Annotated in this window: 14 protein-coding genes; 2 read left to right on the plus strand and 12 right to left on the minus strand. The window is 54.9% G+C overall.

The window, feature by feature from the left end; genetic code table 11:
- The 8 genes from WW58_RS06310 to WW58_RS06345 form a co-directional block, all read right to left on the minus strand.
- Positions 1–609, minus strand: a 609-nt coding sequence (locus WW58_RS06310; RefSeq protein WP_288143419.1) for an iron chelate uptake ABC transporter family permease subunit, incomplete at its 3' end; no start/stop codon positions are given.
- Positions 602–1,567 (minus strand): ABC transporter permease, encoded by a 966-nt coding sequence (locus WW58_RS06315; RefSeq protein ID WP_046436265.1) that lies wholly within the window; start codon positions 1,565–1,567, stop codon positions 602–604. The genes WW58_RS06310 and WW58_RS06315, both read right to left, overlap by 8 nt.
- Positions 1,568–1,571: 4 nt before the next feature.
- Positions 1,572–2,660: a RidA family protein gene (locus tag WW58_RS06320; protein WP_288143420.1), complete on the minus strand. Its 1,089-nt coding sequence runs from the start codon at positions 2,658–2,660 to the stop codon at positions 1,572–1,574.
- Between the two features lie 16 nt (positions 2,661–2,676).
- Complete coding sequence (locus WW58_RS06325) at positions 2,677–4,329, minus strand: di-heme oxidoredictase family protein (RefSeq protein WP_288143421.1); 1,653 nt, start codon at positions 4,327–4,329, stop codon at positions 2,677–2,679.
- Between the two features lie 120 nt (positions 4,330–4,449).
- Positions 4,450–5,556 carry an imelysin family protein gene (locus WW58_RS06330; protein ID WP_046436268.1) on the minus strand — a complete coding sequence of 369 codons (1,107 nt, stop codon included), beginning with the start codon at positions 5,554–5,556 and terminating at the stop codon, positions 4,450–4,452.
- A gap of 254 nt (positions 5,557–5,810) precedes the next feature.
- Positions 5,811–6,410 (minus strand): GNAT family N-acetyltransferase, encoded by a 600-nt coding sequence (locus WW58_RS06335; RefSeq protein ID WP_046436270.1) that lies wholly within the window; start codon positions 6,408–6,410, stop codon positions 5,811–5,813.
- A gap of 329 nt (positions 6,411–6,739) precedes the next feature.
- The gene (locus tag WW58_RS06340) at positions 6,740–7,171 is read right to left on the minus strand and encodes a hypothetical protein (RefSeq protein WP_022197197.1); all 432 of its coding nucleotides are present in this window, start codon (positions 7,169–7,171) and stop codon (positions 6,740–6,742) included.
- Between the two features lie 94 nt (positions 7,172–7,265).
- Positions 7,266–7,808: a phosphoribosyltransferase gene (locus WW58_RS06345; RefSeq protein ID WP_022197196.1), complete on the minus strand. Its 543-nt coding sequence runs from the start codon at positions 7,806–7,808 to the stop codon at positions 7,266–7,268.
- A gap of 238 nt (positions 7,809–8,046) precedes the next feature.
- On the opposite strand from WW58_RS06345, the gene polA reads away from it, so the two are divergent.
- The gene (gene polA / locus WW58_RS06350) at positions 8,047–10,884 is read left to right on the plus strand and encodes a DNA polymerase I (protein WP_046436274.1); all 2,838 of its coding nucleotides are present in this window, start codon (positions 8,047–8,049) and stop codon (positions 10,882–10,884) included.
- Positions 10,885–11,212: 328 nt separating this feature from the next.
- Here polA and WW58_RS06355 read toward each other — a convergent pair whose 3' ends face one another.
- From WW58_RS06355 to pepT, 4 genes are all read right to left on the minus strand, one after another.
- A complete protein-coding gene (locus tag WW58_RS06355; protein ID WP_288143422.1) occupies positions 11,213–12,325 on the minus strand; it encodes an efflux RND transporter periplasmic adaptor subunit in 1,113 nt (370 codons plus the stop codon).
- Positions 12,326–12,352: 27 nt separating this feature from the next.
- Positions 12,353–12,808 carry a YbjN domain-containing protein gene (locus tag WW58_RS06360; RefSeq protein ID WP_022197192.1) on the minus strand — a complete coding sequence of 152 codons (456 nt, stop codon included), beginning with the start codon at positions 12,806–12,808 and terminating at the stop codon, positions 12,353–12,355.
- 229 nt (positions 12,809–13,037) lie between these two features.
- Positions 13,038–14,462 (minus strand): adenylosuccinate lyase, encoded by a 1,425-nt coding sequence (gene purB, locus WW58_RS06365; RefSeq protein WP_102758425.1) that lies wholly within the window; start codon positions 14,460–14,462, stop codon positions 13,038–13,040.
- Positions 14,463–14,704: 242 nt separating this feature from the next.
- The gene (pepT, locus tag WW58_RS06370) at positions 14,705–15,958 is read right to left on the minus strand and encodes a peptidase T (RefSeq protein WP_046436373.1); all 1,254 of its coding nucleotides are present in this window, start codon (positions 15,956–15,958) and stop codon (positions 14,705–14,707) included.
- A 116-nt stretch (positions 15,959–16,074) separates the two neighbouring features.
- Here pepT and WW58_RS06375 point away from each other — a divergent pair.
- The coding region (locus WW58_RS06375) for a hypothetical protein (RefSeq protein WP_046436276.1) at positions 16,075–16,702 on the plus strand (628 nt) is incomplete at its 3' end.

Consider the following 16,702-nt stretch of genomic DNA (forward strand, 5'->3'; position numbering starts at 1 on the left):
CCCCGCCGTAAACAGCAGTTCTTCATTGATGCGATTGAAACTGGCGAAAAGACGCCCCTCAAGTATGGCAAATTCACTCGGATCTATCAGCACCTGCATGAAGTTCGACAAGCCTCCGAAGGTTATGCCGAAGATCATGCCTACCAACACCACAAAATAAATATTGCCGCCATTCTGTCCACGGAACATGTAGAAAAAAATACCCGTAGATACGCAGACCATCAGCAACAGGGCTCCCATGAAACAGAGCGGGCTCTGCATGGTCGTCAACTGTGTGCTGCCCACGAAGTAGAGCACGAGCGTCTGCAGTAATACGTAGAGGTTATCCAGCCCCATTACGCTGGGCGTGAGGATATAGTTGGTTGTAATCGTCTGGAAGACGACTGAAGACAGCCCCACGGCCGTTCCTACCAGCACCAGCGCAATAACAATAGGAATGCGGCGGGCCATGTTAAAGTCCCACGTTTCGGGGGTCATCCCCTGAAAGACATATACGAGCGCCAGCCCCACGCAGAGCAGACCCAGAATCAGGAAGGCCGGGAACGCGCGACGCCGGCCGGCAGCATTGCGGAAGGCATCATCTTTTTGATGTGGAATGGAATCAGGCATACGTTTTTCTATGGAAGAGCATGGCCAGAAATACAGCACCGCCGACCACGCTCAGGATAACGCCGATGGGGATTTCGAAGGGGGCGATAAGCATGCGCCCTGCCACGTCGCAAACAAGAACAAGCATGGCCCCCAGCCAAGCCGTATCAAACAAGATTTTCTTCACGGCATCCCCCCGGAAAATGCTCACGATATTGGGCACGATCAATCCGATGAAGGGGAGGTAGCCTACCTCCACAATCGTGATTGAGCTGATGATGGATACTATCACCAGTCCCATGCACATGATGCTTGCATGGTTCAGCCCCAACGCCACCGCGGCATCGCGCCCCATGCCGGCAATCGTAAAGAGATCGGCATAAACATAGGCCAGCAGCATCAACGGGATGCTGGCATAGAGCAATTCATAATTACCCTCAATGACAAGGGAGAAACTCCCCTGCAGCCATGACGCCATATTCTGTACAATATCAAACTGGTAGGCATAAAAAACGGCTCCGGCATTCACCACGCCGCCCAGCATGATGCCTATCAGGGGCACCAGAATGACATTCTGGTGCCGCACACGCGCAATCACCGCCAGAAAGCATGAGGTGCCTATCAAAGAAATCACAAAGGCGGCCCCCACGCGCCAAATGGGAGAGGCTCCGGGCAGATAAAGAATGGCGATCATTACCCCAAAGCGGCACCACTCCATCGTGCCTGCCGTAGTCGGCGACACAAAGCGGTTATTGGTGATGCGCTGCATGATCAAGCCGCTGATGGCCAGGCTGCTGCCTACCACGAGAATGCTGCAGAGGCGCGGAATGCGGCTTTGCAGCATGATCTCCCACCAGAACTGCAGCTGCTCGCCATCCATCTGCCACAGGTCGGACAAGGACACTTGAGCCGCCCCGATAAAGAGCGAATAAAAGGCAAGGCCAAGCAGAAAGCTCCACTGAATGATTCTGAATGCCATTTTCTCAGGCTTTCAACACGGCTGCATCAAGTTCCATTTCAAACAACAGATTGTCCCGGCACACATCGGCCTGTATGCCAATGCAGGGCATGATGGCGAGGCCGCGGCGCAGAGCTATTTTTTCGTAGTGAGGGGCATAATCCTTGTCTTTGAAATAGGCTACGGAACGGACGACATCCTTCCAGCCCATGCCGCGTGATTTCAGGATGGCTTCAATCACGTCCAGCGAAAGCTCTGTTTGTTTGTCGATATCGCCGAGATGTACGGATTCTCCGCCAGGGGAAATGCTGGCCGTGCCGGAGACGATGATTTGCCGGAAGAGAGGGTGGTCCACTTCTACCGCACGGCTGAATGAGCTGCGGTAATCCTGAGCCGAACATTGCAGAGGCGAAGGGATATCTTTTACTGTCACACGGTCGCCCTTAGGCCGAATGGCAAATGCGCGGGCCGACAAGGCCGCATTTTCCCGATTGCCGGAACCAATCCCCGTACTGGCCGGAACCAGACGATCAAACACGCCGCGGCTTTCAAAAAATGTGTCGCGGGCGCGGTTGAACTCTTCATACCAGTCCAGCAGGCGGTTATTGTAAAACCATGTGCGGACCACATGGGAAAAATCCATACCGGCCCGGTTCAGCGCTTCTTCCATCTGCCGGAATACATCCAATGTCTGCTCGGTTCGTCCGGCTGTCCGGTCACGGGGCGACAAACCGCCCAAAACGGCATACTCGGCATATTCATCCTCATAAAAAACGCCGGCGGAGCGGCCATTGAACTCAATCGCCCGGGCATTTACCCCCTCCACCGCGCAAATTTGCATGCCTCGATAGAAGGATGCGCCCGTTTTCGTACCCAAAAAGGCAGTCATCCCCGCCCCGGGCACCGGGGAGATATCCAGATCAGCGCTGCCATACACTTCCGGGCCAATCCACCGGAGACCGTTTTTTTCAGCTTTTTGGAGTAATTCGGCATGCTCGGCCAACTGCCCAGGTTCGCTTCCGGCGAGCGTAACGAATTGCAGAGATGCGCCTTCTCCGCCCAGCGGGAGCGACTTGACGGAAACACCTTTGTTTTTTTCCAAGTTGCAGGTCATGAGTATATTAGTTTTTTTAAAGTGATTTCAGGAATTGAATCAGTTGGCCGCGCTCTTTGGCGGAGAGATGGCGGAACATTTCACGGGAGAATTCGCTTTCGCCGAAATGCCACAGGATAGCCTCTTCAAAGTCGCGGGCGCGCAGGTCATGGAACATATCGGTATGGTTGGCGGTTTTGTGCATCAGCCCCCTTCCCCAGAGGGGCGGCGTACGCCAGAAACGAGAACGTCCGCGGTTGATTTCCCCCATATCGTGACGCAGCATATCCGTATAGGGGCGGATGGTCTGGTTTGCATAACCGGGAAGCGGCTTATATTCCCCCGTTGTCCATTCAGGCTTGTGGCAACCGGCACACCCCAGTTTATTGAAGAGTTCCTGTCCGCGGCGCACGTCAGGCTTGTCCAGGTTGCGGGCGGCAGGCACGGCCAGCCCGCGATGCCAGACCATGAAATCTTCATACTGCTGCATTGAGAGTTCCTCTTCCTGCGGGCCTTCAAGACCGCTTACATCAATGCCAAGTTCCTTCTGTTTTTCGAGCCATTCGGGCGTCATGTAGATGTTCGGACGGTTTTTGCGCGTTACATTCGTCACGTTCCAAAGCGCATTGGCGCCAGGACCGTTTTCCAGTGTGGCGCGCGAGCAGTCCCACGTGAACTTGCCGAGGCGCCGGGTGCCGTCGGGCTCGTCAATCCATTTGCCAGGAACCCCCTTCACCGGTCCTGTCATGCTCTTCTGGCGCCTGTATTCGGCAATAATATCCTCGTCACGGATGGCATCAAGCAGCCCCGTTCCGTAAATGCCGATTGTTGATTCGATTGACACGCGGTAATCGGACGGAAGCGGAAGCAACGGCTCAATCACATCTGCCGTGGGATAAGTCAACGTGCCCTCCGTCGGCTTGCCCGCATTGTAGGGCGTTCCGTCCGAATATTTGTTTCCGTACTGGTCAACAAAATCATGCCATTCTATTTTCACACCCTTGGCATAAGGTACAAAAGGAGGAACCGCTTTCGTCTGCAGCATGCCCGTGTACCCCTTAACCGGGGTGCCATCGGGATTATGTACAAAGGCCAGATAACCGTTGCCGTACTGCCTGTCAAAATTGCCGGTGCGCTGTCCGCGGCCATAACCGGGGTGGCAGGCCAGACAGGATGATTTAATGTAAGTGGGGCCGAGACCGCCGAAGCGATTGCGCTTCACGGGTACGAAGTTCCCTTCAAAAATAATTTCGCCCGCCTTGAAACGATTCGTCAGGCCGGCTTCAGTAATTGCCGGCGATTCCTGCTCAAACGCTTTACTGGTGGCATTAAACACCGTTCCCTTTTCACCGCCCAGATAGTAAGCCGGTCCGGGATCGCCATCTTTCGTCCTGAGCGCGGGGGGCGTGAAATCACGGCCGCGGTTCACATGGCAGCTCACGCATGAAGCTGTCATGTATTCGGCTTTGATATTGTCAAATTTTGATGCACTCCCCTGGGCCGGATTAATCAGTGCGCGTCCGGAAATGCGGGGATGTCCCAAAACGCCGGCATTCCTTGCCGTGTCCGGGATAAAAGATTGTTCAGGAGCCGCATCCCCAGAACCTCCGGAATTCACTATTGCCCAGGCGGCCGCTCCCGCTCCGAGCACCAGGACAGCCGCAGGTTTTGCAAATTGTCGATACTCCATGTGCATTGATGATTGGCAGGCTTTCCAGAAATACGGACCGTGGTACACGTCTCCGTCAGCCAGCCGACAATATGATATTGCAGCCCAGGGCCTTGCCGACCCTGGGCAATGCGGGTTAAATTACTTCACAAGAAGTTCCTGAACCTTGTCGAGGTTTTCGGAAAGTTCCTTGCAACTGTCGATGATTGCCTTGAGCTGCTCCTTTTTGTCGAGATTTTTCACCAGGGGCCCCTGTATGGCGTCAAGGCTCTTGAATACCTTGGCGATAGAACCTTTCACAGCCTGGTCAACCTTCGCGGACTTGGAGGCTACGAGAGGGGAAATCACATTGTAGGATTTTTCTACGCTCTGTACGTTGTGGCGGGAGTCCACCAGAGAAGTGTAGCTGTAAAGGGATTCACAGTCGGCGGCGTCAGCCGTTTCGTAGGGCTTGCCCACCTTTGAATCGGCTATTTCGTCAATAATGTCCTTGCTGCCGCCGATGATTTCATCAAGCACTTCCGAGTTTGACTCGTAGCGGCTGCCTGCCTGGCCAGCTTTTTTGAATTCCCCCGCATAGGACTTGCCGGGTTCTATTTCAGCTTCTTCAAGAATCTTGGCCTTCTCTTCGCTGATCTTGTCAGAACCCGCCCACCAGGCTTCAAGCGTGATAGCATCCTCAGCAATCACCTCGGCCACAGCGGCAAGGTAGGAAAGCTGTCCGGAGGTCAGATCGGCGGCCTTGCGGGGCTGCCCATCTCGGAACAGCAGGTATTCGGCAGCATGGAAACCGCGCGTTTCCGCGCCGAGGGAATTGCGTACGTAGGCGGCGTCAATCGTTACGCTCTTGCTGTCCGCGTTTTTGGCGACGGCATCAAGGTTCGTGGTATCCAGGGGCCAGGAGTCCAGCTTCGGGTCAAGGTTGGCGAAAGCAGCCGGGCCAAAGAGGAAGGATTCCGAAAGTTCCCACGGCACGCGCGTTTCAAGAAGAAGCTTCCCTGCTTCAGCAACCTTGGCATCGGTAGGAGCAGCCTTCAGCTCTTTAGCGGCCTTGGCGAATTTGAGAGCGTTATCACTCATCATCTTGTAGGTGGGAATGACAAGCTCATCCGCGTAGGCGGCAATCGCCGCGCTCGTTTTATCCACCTTGGGGGAAGCGGCCTTGGCCGCCTGAGCCTGGCTACCGAAAGCCAGGATTGTACTTCCGGCGCAAAAGCCGGCCAACAACATGCGTTTGTATGCGTTCATGGTTTTTTATTGATAATGAAAACATCCGTATCCTCCTCAGGGAGGCATCTTCCAATCCGGCAGGATTTTATGGCGTATCCGCCATTTTTTCCCGCCGGAGCGGAAAATAATAATCCGGCCAAACGATGTCAATTAAAAATTAGTCTAAACTAACTTTGCAACAAAAAGTCCCCCTTGTGACCGCATGCCGGAACATCGGCATGTTATTGATTCGGAAATATTTTCTGTTTCCGAATGCGCCCCGGAGCCGCCTTTTACCAAATTCCGAGTTTATCCGCGATAAGGCTCCTTACCTCGCCAAAAGATTTCACTGCGGGCGGATTTTCCGTATGGCCCCCAAGAAACTTCTCCATCCAGATTATATGGTACCAGCGGCCGAATTTGTATCCGCACCGATGAAATTTCCCTGCGAATTGATACCCCAAACGTTTATGGAACTGGACGCTGTCCCGTGTAAGATAGGGGTCTTCAGCTTCACAGGGATAAGCAATGCACGCATTTAAATTCAAAATATTCTGCATGGAGAGAATCTTTTCCAGAGCTGCATACAGTTCCCTTCCCGTTCCCATTTTTTTCATGTCTTCCCGCACGTATACCGTCGTTTCCACAGCCCAGCGATACGCTGCGCGGTCCTTGAACACTCCTGCATAGGCATAACCGGAAATATCCCCTGCCCTTTCCGCAACCAAATAGGGGTATTTTCCCAGTATGTGATCTATTCTTTTTTCAAACTCCGTCACTGCAGGCACTTCATATTCAAACGTGACAGCTGTCTTTTCCACATACGGAGCGTAAATTTCCAGCAGCTTGGCCGCATCCCGCCTCGTTGCAATTCTGATTCTGCTGCTTTTCATTTCGGTTGACTGTGCTGGGCCCCTGAGCCGGAAGCGCTGCCGATCATTCTAATATTTCACAAGCGATTGTCAATTTGAGGCCGCCCAAGCACCCGCCATTTCCGGGAAATATCATCCGCCGCATGTTTTCCGCCGTTCCCGTTCATGAACGGGAAGAAACGGGGTCAATATTCATTTCAAAATCAGAGTAAAAACCGCATTTTTTACCTTGTCCGGTACCCCGTGTCCATTTATGGAAAGCCCTCCCGAAAAAGTGAAAAAAGGCCGGAGTCCATAGAGAATCCGGTCTTTTGGAAAGGATAGGATGCCACTTCGCGGCGAAATCCGTCTCAGGAGTAAAAACCGATGTCCGGTTCCCGGTCCCGCCGCCTGCGTTTAAAATACGGATTGCGGTAGCGGTGGATGCATTTGCCGGAACTCCCAGGGGTATAATGAAGAGGGGCCGCCTCCTTGACGGCTTCACGGCTCAATATCTCCACAAAATCCTTCAAGGACATTTCCAGATCTGCATCGTGGCATGCCAGCGCGGCGGACAGGCGCACTTTGCCGTTGTCATAGTCCACATACATGGCGAACAGCGTGGTCTGGTACAGGTGCCACGGTTCCCCGCCCATTTTTCCGGACTGGTGTTGGCTGATGGCCTCCAACAGCCACGTCAGCGCATGTTCCAGTTCCAGATTGTCCAAAACATCCCGTATAAGAGATGTTTCGCGGCCGAAAACGGCCACGCTTTCCTGTTGTCTTGCCCTGTTGATTTTCATGTCTTGGTTCTCCTTTCCGGTTTCCCTTGTTAAGCAGAACGGCGGATAATTCTGCCGCTCCAATTGTTTTGGACACTTTTTTTCAACAGGTTGTTCAATCTGAATTCTCAACTGTGTCAGCCATGACCACTTTCCCAATGTACGGGAGTTCCCGGTAATGCCCATCCAGGTCCATTCCAAACCCCACCAGGAAATCGTTTCCCTGCGTAAAAGCCACGTAATCAGCCTCAAAAGGCACTTTCCGGCAACAGTGCTTGTCCACGGCTACAGCAGTGAGGACTTCCTTCACCCCTCTTCTTTTCAATTCCCGGCAAACTTCATCCAGCGTAGCACCCGTATCCAGAACGTCATCCACCACCAGAACAGGCACATCGGGCTGGAAATCCCCGCAATCCCCCTCCCACGCCACGGAACCGGAATTTCTCATTCCGGCATAACTGGAAATTTTGACGGCTTTCACCGCAGGCCGGGATTTCAAATGCTTCTCCAACATCGCAGCGAAAGGAAGAGCGCCGTTCAGCAGCAGCAATAAAATATAGGGTTTTCCTGCCATGGCCCTGTCAATGGATGCGGCCAGTTCCCTGACGCGCGCGCAGATGGCATCCTCTGCAATCAAAGGAGTGATGGTGTAAGTCATGGAAACGGAGTATGATAATGTTTCCTGTAAGAAAATCAATCCTTAAAGAAGGATGAACGGAGACAAAACATTCCCGGCCGGGCTCCAGCAAATTTTACAAGAAGCAGGACTGGTCTTCATAGTCAGGAGGCAACAAAAAAGCGCTCTCAAGATTGTTTCTCCGCCCCGATCGGCAGAGAATGCGGAGGCGCATTTAACGGTGGCTTCCCGCCGGACCGCATGGTAAAGTAAGGCAGAAATGACTGATTCCCCTTCCAAGCGCCTTTTTATTCTGGATGGAATGGCCCTGGCTTACAGAGCCCACTTCGCCTTTTTCTCCAATCCCATCCGCAATTCCAAGGGAGTCAATACTTCCGCCGTGTACGGCTTCGCCAATACGCTGCTGGGCATTCTGGAGCACGAACGCCCCACGCACATCGCGGCCTGTTTCGACACTTCCGCTCCCACGGCGCGCCATAAGCTTTACCCTGCCTATAAAGCCAACCGGGAATCCATGCCGGAAGAGTTGAGCGACCAAATGCCCCTGATTTTCAGATTGCTGGAAGCCATGAATATTCCCATTCTGCGCTATGAAGGCTATGAGGCGGACGATACGATAGGCACGCTGGCACGCATCGCGGACGGTACGGAGGGATTCCAGACCTACATGGTTTCCCAGGACAAGGACCTGGGCCAGCTTATTTCCTCCACCTGCTTTCTGTGGAAACCCGGCAAAAGGGGCAATGACCACGAAGTGATTGACCTGGCAAAGCTCAAGGAGCAATGGGGCATTGAACGTGCGGACCAGGTAGTTGATATTCTGGCCCTGATGGGCGACAGCTCCGACAATATTCCGGGGCTTCCCGGCGTGGGGGAAAAGACGGCCAAGCTGCTGATCGGAGAGTTCGGCTCCGTGGAAAACCTGCTGTCTAATACGGATAAACTGAAAGGGAAGCGCAAACAGATTGTGGAGGAAAACGGGGACATGGCAACCCTTTCCAAGCAACTGGCCACCATTGACCGGAACGTTCCCCTGACGGTGACCCTGCCTGAATTGGTTAAAAGAGAACCCAGCCCGGAAGAACTGCAGGCCCTTCTCCAGGAGTTGGAATTCCGGTCCATGCAGGCCAAGCTGTTCGGGAAAAAAGCGCCGGAGCCCAGAAAAGCCCCCCTCCCGGCAGACGATTTGTTTGCTCCCGCCCCCCGGACGGAACAGCCTTCGTCGGCGAAACCCTCCGCCCCTGTGTCGGGAGTACGGCAGAACGGTTCGGGACAAATGGATTTATTTGAGGAACGCCATTTGAAAACGGTAGATGATTTCAGGCACGAATATATTATTGCAGATACGCCGGAAGCCCGTTCCGCCATGGCAGCCGAGCTGGAAAAGTATGATTCCTGGTGCTTCGACACGGAAACGACGGGCCTGAATCCCCTCATGGACAACCTGCTGGGCGTCGCCTTTTGCGCTGAACCGCACAAGGCATGGTACATGCCTGTCTCCGGTCCGGCGGATCTGGAAGCAGTCAGGCCGCTCCTGGAAGGCCCCGCAGAGAAGATAGGGCATCATCTGAAATTTGACCTGGAGGTTTTGCGAGCCAACGGCATCCATGTCAAAGGCCCCTTTTTCGATACATTGCTGGCTCATGCCCTGATCGCTCCAGGCATGAAGCACGGAATGGACGTTCTGGCGGAAAATTTGCTGCAATATTCCACGATTAAACTGAAGGACATTGCCGCTCCAGGAGCAAAAAAACGGGAACTGGACACCAGCGGCGTTCCCGTGGAAGTAATGGGCAAATATTCGGCGGAGGATGCGGATATCACCCTCCAGCTTTCCGCCGTCCTGAAAAGGCAGGTCAAGGAAAGCGGCATGGAAAAACTGTTCCGTACCGTGGAACTGCCCCTGCTTCCCGTGCTGGCGGACATGGAGTTTTCCGGCATCCGCGTGCTTCCGGAATCCCTGGAGAAGGCTTCCGTCAAGGTGGGAGCCATCATTGACGGCCTACGGGAAAGAATTGAAGAAGCCGCAGGCCATCCCCTGAATCTGAATTCCCCCAAGCAGCTCGGAGATTTCCTGTTCGGAGAACTGGAGCTGGTGAAGAAGCCCAAGAAGACGAAGACGGGCCAGTTCGTGACGGATGAAGACACCCTTTCCGCTCTGGCCCCCCAGCATCCCATTGTAGCGGATATCCTGGCTTACCGGGAGAATATGAAGCTGAAGAGCACATATCTGGATGCACTGCCCAGGTATATCTGCCCGCGGGATGGACGCATCCATACCCAATTCCACCAGATGCTGACCGCAACCGGGAGGCTTGCCTCCCAGGATCCCAATCTTCAGAATATTCCGGTAAGGACGGAACAGGGGCGCCTGATCCGCACCGCCTTTGTCCCCGCCTCAGAGGAATACACCATGCTGTCTGCGGATTATTCCCAGATTGAACTGCGCATCATGGCGGCTCTTTCAGGAGACCCCGCCATGTGCGGAGCATTCAGGGAAGGACGGGACATCCATACGGAAACGGCCGCCCGTGTGTACGGCATTCCCCGCGACCAGGTGGACGCCGTTATGCGCCGTGCGGCCAAAACGGTGAATTTCGGCATTATTTACGGCATTTCCGCCTTCGGTCTCTCCCAGAGGCTGGGCTGCCCCCGCGGAGAAGCCGCCACTTTGATTGAAAACTATTTTACCCAGTTCCCCATAGTTAAATCCTTCATGGAAGACCTGGTTCACAAAGCGGAACAAGCCGGTTACGCGGAAACGCTATTGGGGCGACGGAGGATGATTCCGGAAATCAATTCCGCCAACAAGACCATTAAGTCCGCCGCGGAACGTACTGCCATCAACACCCCCATCCAGGGCACGGCGGCGGATATGATTAAAATAGCCATGATCCATGTGGACAAATTGCTGAAAGGCACCAGATCCCGGCTTATCCTCCAAATTCATGATGAATTGCTGGTGGACCTGCACAGGGATGAGTTGGCTCTCATTCCCAAGATAGAGGAAGCCATGGTCAGCGCGCTGCCCCTGCCCAACGGCGTTCCCATTCTGGTGGAAGCCAGGACGGGAGGCAACTGGCTGGAAGCCCATTAAAAAATATCGGAATTATGCAGAATAGTCTTGTCGCAAGATTTTCAGAATATTTTAAATATTGATATTTAGCAAATTGCTTCGATAAAAAATCGGAAAAATCAACGAAACAAGACTAAAGTAAATAATACCGAAAAATATTTTTTCAAAAGACTCCCACGCGTTCCGCATTCCAGAATTCCCGCGCCTTCCCGATGCCGTATTTTCCCTTCCGGCCGTATCGGTTTCCAGTTTGTGGACGAGTTGTCCCTCCAACGGGAAATTTTTGAAAAGAATGATTCCCCCGCGGCAGAAAAATGGGTGGGAAAGGATATCCCTTTGAAAAAATGAATTAAAGAATCAGAGCGTCCCCTGACTGGAATTCCGGAACGGTCACCAGGGCTCTGCCGTCTTTTAACGCCACTACCTGCACCTTGCGTTCCTGCATTCCTGACGGCGTTTTTACCTGGATGGAGCTGCCGTCCCTGACGGCGGAAGCGGGAATCCACGCGGAAACGGGAACTTGAACGTTGATGGCTACTTGAAGAGCCATATTGACGGGAGCCACTTGCCACTCGGAAACATGGGAGGCATTCGGCTCCAGGGAGGCAATCAACACGGCGGAATTGCTTTTGGAATCCAGCGCCGCATCCACCGCCGTAACGCGGCCCAGCCACTGCAGCCGTTTTCCATTATTCAGCACGCAAGAGGCGGTCAGAGCCGTATTCACCTTGCCCTGCTCATCCCTGGGCAATGCGGAAAATTCTTCCAGCGGAACGGGAATCCGTATCATCCGCTCCTGAAGAGGAATTACTTTCCCCACCGGCTGCCCGGCGACCACGCGGGCACCGGCTCCCACAGAGCATTCCACCACCTGGCAGGTATAGGGAGCTTCCAGCACCGTATCCCGGAGGGCCTGTTCTGCTTCCGCCACATACGCCTCCGCGGCGTTCAGCCTGGCGTTTACGGCTCTGCGCTGCGGCACCCGGAGCACCAGTTCGGATTCCTTTCCGCTTTTGGAGACGGAGCTGTATGTCTTTTTGATGGCTTTCAGGGCTTCCGCCTGCTCCGTAGAAACATCCAGGCGGGCCTGTTCCAGTTCCGCCTGAGCGTTCGCCAGCCGGGCGCGGGATTCAAATTTTTCCAATTCCATCAGGGGGGTTCCCTTCAGGACAATTTCCCCCACATTAAACAGGGGATGCACTTTGTCCACCTTTCCGGAAACGCTGGGAGAAAGCATCGTCAGGTAGGAGGCCTTCACGATGCCGGGCGCGGAAATAAAAAGAGTGTTCGTCTGCAGCCGGAGGGGTGTCTCCGTTCCTGCGGGCGCGCAGCCCCTGTTTCCGGAGGAGGAAAAAGAGACGGACGGCTCCGTTACAATAGCCGTGCCTATCAGAAGCGCCACAATCCCCAGGCCGATGCCTATGGACCAGGACGTTCCCTTTTTTTGAGGGGCCTCGCTCATCAACAGCTCCGGGGGAAACGCGTCCCGTTATTTGGGATATTCCGTCTCCATGATGTGGGAATAGGCCTCCGCCGTTTCCACAGCCACGGTTTCAATATTCTTCATCAACTGGGCAAACTGGGCTTCCGTGAGGTCCATGCCTTCCAGAACGAAGGACTGGCGGTAATAAACATACCCGCTGTTGGGGTCCAGCTGAAAGGCGCCGGCCGTCTGGTCCGCGTTCAGTTCGCTGAGGATAATGCTGACTTCCACACGGCGGTTTTCAGGAACCTTGGCGGCAAAAAGCACGTCAATGACCAGCGTCTCCGGACGTTCAATCATGGTGTACAGGAGGCTCACCGGGGTGAACGTATCACAGGGGACGAATGCGATGCCTGTCTTAATGTTGTGGTCATCAGCGGAAGTAATCCATTCCGTTTCTTCCCCTCTCTTTCTGAGAACGGTGTACACACGGTCCAAAAGGCTGAGATGCTGGTTTTCCATATTGAAAATTGTTTAACAGGGGGTTGCTTGCAAAGGCGCATGCAACGTACGCGCCCGTTTACTGAATTCAAGCTTACTGGCATCCTTCTGATTCGTCAAGCTCTCCTGACGTAAAGAAATTGAAAAAACACGTATGCGGACGGCATAAAAATACAGACGCCGTCCGAAAAGGGCGGCGTCTGGAAAAAACGCGTGCACCGGGAGTTCCGGCTTCTTTCCGAGGTTCTTTTTACAGGATATCCCCGGGCTGGTAGCCCGCTCCGTCCGGAAACCTGTCCGTCACTTCCTTCACCATGGAGCGGAATGCTTCCACCTGGGCGTCAGCCATGCCCGTAGCGGAGGAATTGGAATCAAAAATGCGCTGAAGGTCCGCCCGGTCTATTCCCAGGCGCCCGTCTTCCGCCAGGCGGTCCAGCAAATTGTTTTCCATGATTTTCCCGGCCCGCAGGTCATTGGAGACGGCCACGGCATGTTCCTTGATCACCTCATGGGCGGTCTCCCGGCCAATGCCGCGCTTGACGGCCTCCATCAGGATGGTGGTTGTCATCAGGAAAGGCAGGTAGCGGCGCAATTCCGCAGCCACCACGGCCTCATACACGCCCATCTGGTTCAACACGGTCAGGAAAGTTTCAAACAGTCCGTCCGCAGCGTAAAAGGAATCAGGCATGACGACACGGCGCACCACGGAGCAGGAAACGTCCCCTTCATTCCACTGATCCCCGGCCAGCCCGGAAATCATCATCAGGAAACCCTTCAAGATGACATGGAAGCCGTTGACGCGCTCGCAGGAGCGGGCGTTCATCTTGTGCGGCATGGCGCTGGAGCCAGTCTGTCCCTTGGCGAACCCCTCCGTAGCCAGTTCATGGCCGGCCATCAGGCGCAGGGTCTTGGCGAAGGAGGAGCAGCCGGAGGTGAGTTCCACCAGCCCGGAAACCACGGAGAAGTCCAGAGAACGCGGATATACCTGCCCCACATTCATCCACTTGGCAGGGATACCCAGGTGGGCGCACACGCGGTCTTCCAGTTCCAGCACGCGGCCGGCATCCTGCCCGAAGAGGGAAAGCTGGTCAAGCTGGGTTCCAACAGCGCCCTTCAGTCCGCGCACGCTGTAACGGTCCATGAGGGAAATCCAGGAACCCAGGCCGTGCACGATGTCTTCCCCGAACATGGCGACGCGCTTGCCCATGGTCGTGGTCTGCGCGGCTACATTGTGCGTGCGTCCGGCAATGGTCACGTGCTTCCATTGTTCAGCCAGGGCGCTCATGCGGTTCAACACGGCCACGGCCTTGTCCCGGATGATTTGCATGGACTTCCATATCTGGAGCTGTTCCACATTTTCCGTCAGGTCCCGGGAGGTCATTCCCTTGTGGATATGCTCGCATCCGGCCAGTTCACAGAATTCTTCTATGCGCGCCTTCACATCGTGGCGCGTCACGCGTTCACGCGCGTCAATGGAAGGGAGATTTACCTGGTCTTTCACCCGTTCATAGGCCTCAATCACCCCGTCCGGAATATCCAGCCCCAGATCCTTCTGGGCTTTCATCACGGCAATCCAGAATTCGCGTTCCAGAATGATGCGGCCCTCTGCGGACCAGATGGATTTCATGGCGGCGGAGGCGTACCTTTCAGCCAGGACATTGGGAATCACGCTCATATCAAAATGTGTATATGCGGGGGTTATCAAAAACGGTGAGCCGCCATGATCATGACGGAAGGGAAAAAAGCAAGCACTTTCCCGCAGCTTCACGGATTAGGGACGCCGGGGAATTCAAAGCCATTCCTTTTATGAACTTGATTCAGTATTGCGCCTCCCTCCCAATAAAAGTTTCAGGAACAGGCAAAAATTTTTATTTCCGAATGCCGGAATCGCAACATCTCCGCTTATCGCCATGTTCCTCATTCCCCTGGCGGCGGTTCCAGGCCGTACCTGGCATAACCGGAGACGATTTCCTGAAGGATGGCGGAAATTTTTTCCAGGGAACGGACAGGAACGTATTCATACTTTCCATGGAAGTTGTGGCCTCCGGCGCACAGGTTGGGGCACGGCAGCCCCATGAAGGAGAGGCGGGCTCCGTCCGTGCCTCCGCGCACAGGGACGATTTCCGGCCTCACTCCCACGGCTTCCATGGCCCTGCAGGCATGTTCCACCAGGTGCATGTGCGGAAGTATCTTTTCCTTCATGTTGTAATAGGAATCCGTAATCTCTGCCTTTACCGTCCCCTCCCCGTATTTACGGTTCAGCAGGGCCACGCATTCCTGCATGAATTCCTTCTTGCGCTCAAAGGCCGCCCTGTCATGATCCCTGATGAGGTACTCCGCAGCCGCCTGTTCCACATCTCCCCGGAGTGAATCCAGATGATAAAAGCCCTCGTACCCTTCCGTAAAAGCGGGATTCTGGAACGCGGGCAGCATTCCCTGGAATTCCATGAGAACCAGGCAGGCATTCAACATCCTGCCCTTGGCGCTTCCGGGATGAATGGAAGAGCCCTGCACCGTCACCACTGCGGAAGCCGCATTGAAATTTTCGTATTCAATTTCCCCCAGGGCGCCTCCGTCCACGGTATAGGCGAAATCCGCACCAAATCGCGCCACGTCAAAGGCATCCGTTCCGCGTCCTATTTCCTCATCCGGCGTGAAGGCGATCCGTATCTCGCCGTGAGGCCGTTCGGGGTTCAGCAGGAAGGAGGCTGCCATATCCATGATTTCCGCCACACCGGCCTTGTCGTCCGCGCCAAGCAGGGTAGTTCCATCCGTCACGACCAGGTCCTGGCCCAAATAATCCGTCAGTTCGGGAAAAACGGCGGGGGAAAGCACCATTCCCTGTTCCGGATTGAGCAGGATGTCTCCGCCGTCGTACGAGCGCACGATGCGGGGCTTCACTCCGCTGCCGGAGACTCCCGGAGCCGTATCCACATGGGCCACCCAGCCGATGACGGGAACATTCCCCTCCACGTTGGAAGGGATGGAGGCGTAAACAATTCCGGAATCATCATCCAGTTCCGCCTGCGCTCCCATGTCCTTCAATTCCCCGGCCAACAGCCGGGCCAGCTCCGTCTGGCCGGGGGTGGATGGCACGGTGGCGGAATCCGCGTCCGACTGAGAGCCCACGGAGACATACTTCAAAAAACGGTCTAAAACGGAGATGTTCATGGGAAAAATCAAGGATTGGCAAGAGTCTACCACCCGCCCCCGCGAACACAAGCACAAGACACGGTTTATTCTTGCGATTCAGGACGGTGTGCCGTATGTAAACAAAGCTTCTCCCCATGATGACTCCTCTCCCCCTTGGCATTACCCTTGCTTTGTCCCTGACCTGCGGCTCCATGCCCCTTCTGGCCCAGGGGTCGTATATGCCCGGCCCCATGCCCGCCACCGCCGGGACAAAGCAGGATCCAACGGACATGTACCTGGAGGCGTTGAGGCTGGTGACCCAAGCCGCAGGACTGGTGGAAAAACGGGATTATATAGGAGCCATCCGCCTGACACAGCAGGCGGAAGACAAGTTCGGACGCCTGGCTAAGTCTTATCCCCAATGGCGCCCCAACCTGCTGCAAACGCGCCGCCAGCTCAACAGGGAAAATCTGGACCAGTGGCAGAAGCTGGCCCAGCAGCAGGCCGCCGCCTCTTCTTCATCCGGCCTGGAGCTGGAACGCCCGGCCTCCGTGCCGAAGCGCCCCAGGCCAAAACCCAACATAGCCCTCCCTCCCGGCTACAAGGGCGTGGAATTCCCTACCCGTCCCGGAGAATCCCTGATCAATACCATCCCGTCCCCTTCCGTTTCTCCCGGGGCGGCTCCGGAAGTGGTGGAGAGCAATTACGAACGCATCCGCAGACTGCTGGATAAAACCACCATGGAGAACAATGCTCTGATCCAGGCTCTCAAGCGCACCCGCC

It is taken from the genome of Akkermansia sp. UNK.MGS-1 (genome assembly GCF_000980515.1).
GTDB lineage: Bacteria > Verrucomicrobiota > Verrucomicrobiia > Verrucomicrobiales > Akkermansiaceae > Akkermansia > Akkermansia muciniphila.